Annotated in this window: 7 protein-coding genes; 4 read left to right on the forward strand and 3 right to left on the reverse strand. The window is 42.6% G+C overall.

What is annotated here, in order from left to right:
- Positions 1-401, forward strand: a 401-nt coding sequence (locus tag ACFFAP_RS33865) for an SDR family NAD(P)-dependent oxidoreductase (protein WP_375515323.1), incomplete at its 5' end; no start/stop codon positions are given.
- A 191-nt stretch (positions 402-592) separates the two neighbouring features.
- Here the strand turns inward: ACFFAP_RS33865 and ACFFAP_RS33870 are convergent.
- Positions 593-700, reverse strand: a complete 108-nt coding sequence (locus ACFFAP_RS33870; protein WP_375504068.1) for a hypothetical protein — start codon at positions 698-700, stop codon at positions 593-595.
- 184 nt (positions 701-884) lie between these two features.
- The gene (locus tag ACFFAP_RS33875) at positions 885-2,870 is read right to left on the reverse strand and encodes a S8 family serine peptidase (protein WP_375515324.1); all 1,986 of its coding nucleotides are present in this window, start codon (positions 2,868-2,870) and stop codon (positions 885-887) included.
- A gap of 522 nt (positions 2,871-3,392) precedes the next feature.
- On the opposite strand from ACFFAP_RS33875, the gene ACFFAP_RS33880 reads away from it, so the two are divergent.
- The 3 genes from ACFFAP_RS33880 to ACFFAP_RS33890 all read left to right on the forward strand — a co-directional run bounded on the left by ACFFAP_RS33880 (position 3,393) and on the right by ACFFAP_RS33890 (position 5,688).
- Positions 3,393-3,977: a hypothetical protein gene (locus ACFFAP_RS33880; protein WP_375515325.1), complete on the forward strand. Its 585-nt coding sequence runs from the start codon at positions 3,393-3,395 to the stop codon at positions 3,975-3,977.
- A 211-nt stretch (positions 3,978-4,188) separates the two neighbouring features.
- Positions 4,189-4,548 (forward strand): Rieske (2Fe-2S) protein, encoded by a 360-nt coding sequence (locus tag ACFFAP_RS33885; protein ID WP_229452053.1) that lies wholly within the window; start codon positions 4,189-4,191, stop codon positions 4,546-4,548.
- Between the two features lie 282 nt (positions 4,549-4,830).
- On the forward strand, positions 4,831-5,688 hold the full coding sequence (locus ACFFAP_RS33890) for a glycosyltransferase family 2 protein (protein WP_375515326.1): 858 nt from the start codon (positions 4,831-4,833) through the stop codon (positions 5,686-5,688).
- 65 nt (positions 5,689-5,753) lie between these two features.
- On the opposite strand, the gene ACFFAP_RS33895 is transcribed toward ACFFAP_RS33890, so the two are convergent.
- On the reverse strand, positions 5,754-7,061 hold the full coding sequence (locus ACFFAP_RS33895) for a CO2 hydration protein (protein WP_375515327.1): 1,308 nt from the start codon (positions 7,059-7,061) through the stop codon (positions 5,754-5,756).
- Positions 7,062-7,086 lie beyond the last annotated feature (25 nt).

Here is a 7,086-nt window from a genome sequence, read left to right on the forward strand (position 1 = left end):
GATTGATCTACATGGCTCAGGCGTTTGCCCCGGTACTCAAAGCCAATGGAGGTGGCGTCTTTGCCCAAATCAATTCTGTTGCTTCGCTCAAGGGTTTCGGCGACTCTGCCACTTACTCTGCCTCAAAAGCTGCGGCCTATTCAATCACGCAGGTATTACGAGAACTATTGAGTGAACAGGGCACGTTTGTGCTAAGTGTTCACCCTGGCCCGATTACCACGGATATGAGCGATGCGGCAGGACTGAGTGAGATTGCACAGCCACCTGCACTTGTGGCAGACGGGATAATAAAAGCTCTGAAAGCTGGGGATTTTCACGTCTTTCCTGACTTGAGGGCTAAACAAATGGGCGATGCTTATAAAAGCTTTGCCCAAAATGTCGTTGAGGTGTCATCAAGTTAACTATAGCGGTTCCCAATTGCATGGAATACAGACCTAACCCCCAGCCCCTTCCCTTCTAGCGTTGGGGAGTAAGATTCAAAGCCTCTCTCCTTTGAGGAGAGAGGAATGGAAGTGAGGTAAAAACTGTACTGCACCCAAGCGAGAACCGCTATATATTGCAGGGTAATGCTCTAGACAAGGGGATCTGGGTATTAAACAGCAAGCCCAAACTCTTCTCGATTGATGAACAAGCCAATCACAGTATCATGCATCAAATCCAGCTTGGAAAAACAGATTGTCTTGCAAGCCTTGCGCTTAATTCGTAGTTATCAAATATGTCAAATGGGTTCTATATGCTTTTCTTCTACTTGTGACGCATAATTCTCCAGTTCCCCTTTTCCGATGTTGGGAGAAGGGGTTAGGCGATGAGGGCAACTCTAGAACACTTTTTATTAACTAACTTTTACCTTAAGTTGACACCAATACACATCTGTGCTACTATACTTAAAATCCAATTTCAATGGTTAAGCTGCGAATTTTTCCTGTATCTGCGTCAGCCTTATCTGCAACTTGAAGAGTCCAGGTTCCTTCGGGACTTTTACCTTTAAAGGCAGCAAGTTTAAGGGTATTTGTCTCGTCATAACTTGTTTTAATATTATTTGTAGCTCCACCCTGGCGATCGTGCAGAATTACAGGAAATACGCTTGTTTGCACGGGGGGAAAGAGAGTAACTACAAGGTCACCAATAAAAGTATGCTCGATGTCTACATTAATTTTGATAGATTTTATCAGGCTAGTACTAGCGATCGCCAACGACAATGTTGATGTTTGTAAGTCGTTAATTGGGACATCTTGCACTGCCTGGAATCTGCTGGGTGATGTTTGCGGTGGCTTGGCCAATTCTACAGCTTTGAGAGCATTCATTCGACCGTAACCGTAGAAAGGGCTACGACCATTGGCATCATATTTACCTCCAGCTTGATCGATGCGATCGCAAGAGCGTTTAATAATATCTCGCACTTCGTCCCAACGCAGATTTGGGTTTCTAGCAATAATTAGAGCTGCTACACCAGCTGCACCCGGACAAGCACTGGAAGTTCCGCCGAATTGGTTGGTGTAGTTGCCTGGGACATCACCCAGATTCCGATTACCCGAATTATAGCCAACTACACCAGAGCGATCGCTTGTCCAAATTCCAGGGGTTTGAGAACTATCGCCATTGTTGCTGGGGAAGGCACACCAAACTGCCTTACCAAAGTCACTGTAAGCGCTTCTCGTGCCGTAGTCGTTACAAGCTGCCACAGCAATCACCTTTTGGTAGCTGGCGTAGCCATCATTATCGACGCTTTCGTTACCATTGCCAGCCGCAAATAAAATTACACAGCCCTTGCCGTTGCGTCCCTTATTAATTGCAAACTCCATAGCAAGGCGTGTGGAATCAGGCAGAGGTACTTTCTGGTTGTGTGCAGGATCGTTTGGTTCATACCAAACTCCGTCTGCGGGCCCCCAGCTACAAGAAATTACATCAGCACCATTTTGAGCCGCCCAAACAAAAGCATCTGCTTCATCCTGCGACCCCAGCGCCGAAGCTAAACGAATCGGCATCAGCTTTGCACCCGGTGCCACACCAGATGCACCAAAGTTACCGTTTGCACAAGCTACTCCTGCACAGCTTGTCCCGTGGTTATTGTCGTTCCCCGGTCTGGGATTGTCAGTTTTACGTGTGACATCACGCGGGGCAACAATTTTTCCAGAGGAACGGAACTCTTCATGTTCAAGATCCACACCGTCGTCAATAATTGCAATAATCGCTCCAGTACCATCGCTCAACTTCCAAGCTGCCTCAACGTTGACATGGGCGTTAATTACCTGACCATTAATTGTTGTTTGCTTTAAGTGCCACTGCTGCCAAAAAACCTGACGTTGGCGTGATTCACGCACTAGTTCAGGATGGCAGAGTTCAACTGATTCTTCATTTAAAAGTCTCTCGGCGATGTCAAAGATGGCTATACCAGTATTTGTAGGTGCATTGACAAAATAAGCATTTTGTGAATATTCTAGTTGGCGTTTAATTGTTAAGCTGTAACGTCTTAAGACCTCTTGGCAGACCGTTAACTGTTCTTCGCTATTGAATTTAACGAAGAGGTTTTCGGTGTAAATTATCGGTTGACTGGATGCTGGATCGATAAGAACACGTCCGGCAAATTGGACTTCAGACTCTTGGTTGAGAATATCACGGGCGCGATCGCGCAAAGCGACACCTTCAGTCGGAACTTTCGCTCGCAAAATTTCTACACCCGCTTGCCGAAACCGTGTTGTTAACTCAAATTCATTAAGGATACTGCGAGCTGTGGGTGATATCGGTGCGACTTCAAAGGGTCTTGCACCGACAAGACCACTGCGACTTTCGGTACGCACTACAACGTGTTCGTCACTAATAGCAAGTTCATATTGTTGACCGTTCTGCCCACCATAGCGAACTTGAACCATAATTTTATCTCCTGGGATATTTGAAATATTACTATCTTAAAAATTGGGCATTGGGCAAAACAGTGCTGAGTACAGACGCGATTAATCGCGTCTGTATGTACAGGAACTAGAAGTTAAGAGTTATTCTCCCCTCTAGCCCACTCTCCACTCAGCACTGGCTCAACCATACCTATCCGCTAACAGAACTTGGAACTCAGCACTCTTGAGAGGCATTGGGATGGGAAAAACTGCATCATGCGTTGTGTTCTTGCAGCGTGTGCTTGGTATTTACGTTTAGTTTATGGATGCTTCTGATTTCATGTGTTATATGTGTATTACGGTTTAAAAAGATACAACTTAAACACGATTTAATCTATCTAAGTTCATACAAGCCTTCGATTCGTCTTTCCAGAAAAGAGGGATTCAAAGTCAGGCTGTTTTACGAATCTTCAATATGAATAAAGGCGTATAGCTTGCATCCCGATGGAAGATTTGTATTCCATACCATTGAAAAACGCTATAACATCATTAGAACTTGAAAAAATGTTTTATTTCCCGGCTGAGTATTTTCTACAGGTGTACTCTTTACCCCTGATTCCTGAAGTGAGATTTCAAAAAGATTACTTTTCTGAGTATCCTGAACAAATTCGCGTTGGCGGCGATACCCAAGGCGGGCTACGCCTACGCACTGCTGTATCTTACACTCGTAAGCCGGGATATTATGCAATACATTACAATCAACCTAAGACCCTGGTAACAGGAGCAATTTTACAACTTAACGATGGTAAAATAGCAGTTTTTCCAGGCGAACCCAATCAATCAGAACAGGGGACACTAAGTCCAATTTACACATTACAACCAAATGGTTCCCTAGCAGTACCAACTGGACTGGTTTTCATCCGCTTTGCTGAAGGCGTTGATGTGAAGTCGCAGCGTGAGGTAATTAATCGAGCGGGTTACGAAATAGCGCAAAAGCTTCTCTATGCACCTCACACTGCTTGGTTGCGTGCCCAATCAGGTAATATTGCTGATGCGATCGCCCGGATTCCTCAGTTAGAAGCCATACCTAAAGTTGAAAATATCGAACCTCAGATGCTTATGGAAAGAGGCTTGAGACAAGGGCATTGATTTTTTTAGAAATGAGCCTAAGATTTTTCATGAACCTATTAATCCTATGCTGAGAACAAGAGAGCTAAAAACTGTGGGGGTGAAAGCTATCAGTCTGATTTATTTTTTAATTTTGAATTGTTAACCTTTTGACTCCCTAGTACTGAAAAGCGATCGCAGTGGTCACAATTGCGAGAAACTCAAAGCAGATTAATTAGGAGAGGAGAACCTAATGAGTTGGACTAAAGTTCTTGCAGTCGAAGCACTTTCCCCAGGTACGCGACAAGTGGTGAAAGTTGGCAACCGCAAAATTCTGGTTTTGAATCACGAAAATCAGCTTTATGCTGTAGATAACAACTGTCCCCACTTAAAATTACCGTTGAAAAGTGGTAAAATCACTGAAGATGGGGCAATAGTTTGTACCTTCCATCGCAGTGCTTTTGACCTGCGGACTGGTGAAGTACAAGGCTGGTGTTCCTGGCCACCTGGTGTAGGTAAGGTACTCTCGATGGTTTCGCCACAAAAAGCATTGCCAGTATTTCCTATTCGTGTGGAAGAAGGCAGTATTTGGGTTGATGTTCAAGAGGAATAGCGCCCTCTCCCTGAATTTCTTGCAATATACTAGTACAGCGCGGCGGAAATCAAGCTACCATTTGAAACAGCAAAAGCCTTGATTATACAAAATTTTTGACTGCGTGAATGCGTGAATGCGTGACTTCCGCCTTGCGGTACTAACCTATCTATTTTTTAGGAGTTAAGCGACAAAAACCCCAGCCGATAAGTTTAGCTGGGGTTTTTCTCAAAATGCAACTATTTCAGAGATCAATCGTTTAAATTATTTTTTGTTTGGAATACCTACAAGAGGCGCTTATTAATGATTAGTATAATTACACCAGTTTATAACGGTGAGAAATTTATAGAATCTTGCCTTCAAGTTGTTATTGAGCAAAACTGTTTGGAAGTGGAGCATATCATTGTCGATGGAGGTTCAAGGGACAAGACAGTAGACATTATTAGGGATAAAGCCAATCAATATCCCCACATCCGGTGGATTAGTGAAAAGGATCGAGGACAATCTGATGCTCTCAATAAAGGAATTGCTCTGGCACAAGGAGAAATTATTGGTGTTTTAAATGTTGATGATTTTTATGAAATAAACGTTCTTAACCGGATCTGTGAAATTTTCAAAACTTTACCAAAACCTAGCTTGATTGTTGGCAACTGTAATGTTTGCAATCTGGAAGGTAAACTAATTTTTATTAATAAAGTTAAACAATTAAGGACGATTGATTTATTGTTAGAAAGACGAATTAATGACGATGGAATTATCGATGCTTCTTTTCCTTTAAATCCTTCTGCTTACTTTTACCACAAATCATTGCATGAGCAAATCGGACTATACAAAGTAGAAGAACATTATGCAATGGATGTAGATTTTCTCTTGAAAGCGGTTAGGTCATCTCATGTTAAGTATTTCAATGAGACTTGGGGTAACTATAGATATTATCCAGGAACAAAAACATTTGATGATTCTGTAAGAGGAATGAGCATAGTGCGAATGAGACAGTTATTTAATGATTATATAAAAACACTACCACTGATGGAGCAATGGCAGATTTGGTTAGCTCGAAACATAAATTTTAGTTTATTAAAAATTTTTTATTTTTCTAAGCATCCAGAACGATTACTTGAATCGATTAAGCAGCGATTAACTAAATCTAGTCGAACCTGATAAAATTACTTTTGGGGAAAAAAGCTCTCAAAGCCCCCCAGAAAAAGGGGGGTTATGGGTATCTCTTATCTATAATCTTGCTTTTGAATACTCCCCAAACGAGCAGCATCACGAATATTGTAGTCGGGTCGAGTAAAGCGATTTAGCTGCATTTCAAAAAAATCTCGATTCGCTTGCAAATGTTTGGGATTTTGGTCATCTAATGGATATAAAAGTGCAGTTCTCAAGGCTTGAATTACCGCAGAAGTTACACAGTACATTGACCGTTGAAAACTAACTCCCAACTGAATTAACATATCTTCTTCACCCCGGCAATGTTGGCTGTAGTAATCAACAAGATATGGAGGCAAAAAATGCAACATATCTTGCATTAATAATGTGGGGGGAATGCCAGCAGTACCCACTGGAAATACATCAGCGTAAAGAATACCATAGTGAAAGTCTTTCTGGTCTGCCGGTACTTGACGCGCTTGAGCATTATAAGATTTTGTCCCTCGGAAGGGTGCGGTGCGGTAGAAAACAGCTTCTACATAAGGTAATGCTGCTTCATATAGCCACATGAAACCCTTGGATTTGGGCACAATTTCGTAGCATTCACCACGAATATAAACGTGATGGTAAATGGGACGACCTGCGATCGCAAATATACCATTAACTAAGAAGCTCATTGCCTCTGGGACACTGCTAATAGTACCTTCATCATAGCGATCGGACATTTCAAAGAACACTGGGGCCATGACTTCCCAGAATAAGCCCAGATTAGCGTAGTATGACATCTGGCGGCACTGTTCCAAAAACATATCGGGGAACAGCTTGTACATTCCCAGCATTACGGGGTTCCCTTGAAAGTAAGCTTTAATTGCCCTGTCAGCGTTGGCTTTGTATTCTTCGGAATCTAGGTAAGGGTCAAATTGTCCACCCATCCCTCTGTGCCACAACATCGCCCGCATACAAGCTTCAGCAAATTCCATGTTAATGCGATCGTGGAACAAGTGATGCAATAACTTCGGCATTTTAAAAGTTTCACCCTTTTCAATAAATGCCAAAAGTTCTGGATGTGCAGTAGCTTCGCCGCGCCAAATTCGCAAATCGGCATCATCGCCAGCGTAATGATTATGCAGTTTTAAATACTCTTTGGGTAAGAAGTATTTGAAGAAGGGAAGCGGGTTTAAAAATTCACGTTCGGCAATATAAAGTAGGTCACGCCAGTAAAAATCCATCGGTACAGCATAAGCTTTGTATAAACCGATGATTTGCATCAAATTTTCTGGAGTATCAGGTAACATTGCACCGCCTGCTTCTAAGCGGTGAATTACTTCAGCAAATTCGTGTTTGGAAGGAGGTAATTTAATTGCTGTTTTAATTGCTGTCATGGGATTGGGGATTGGGGAATGGGGA

Source organism: uncultured Nostoc sp., from assembly GCF_964245575.1.
Classification (GTDB): domain Bacteria; phylum Cyanobacteriota; class Cyanobacteriia; order Cyanobacteriales; family Nostocaceae; genus Nostoc.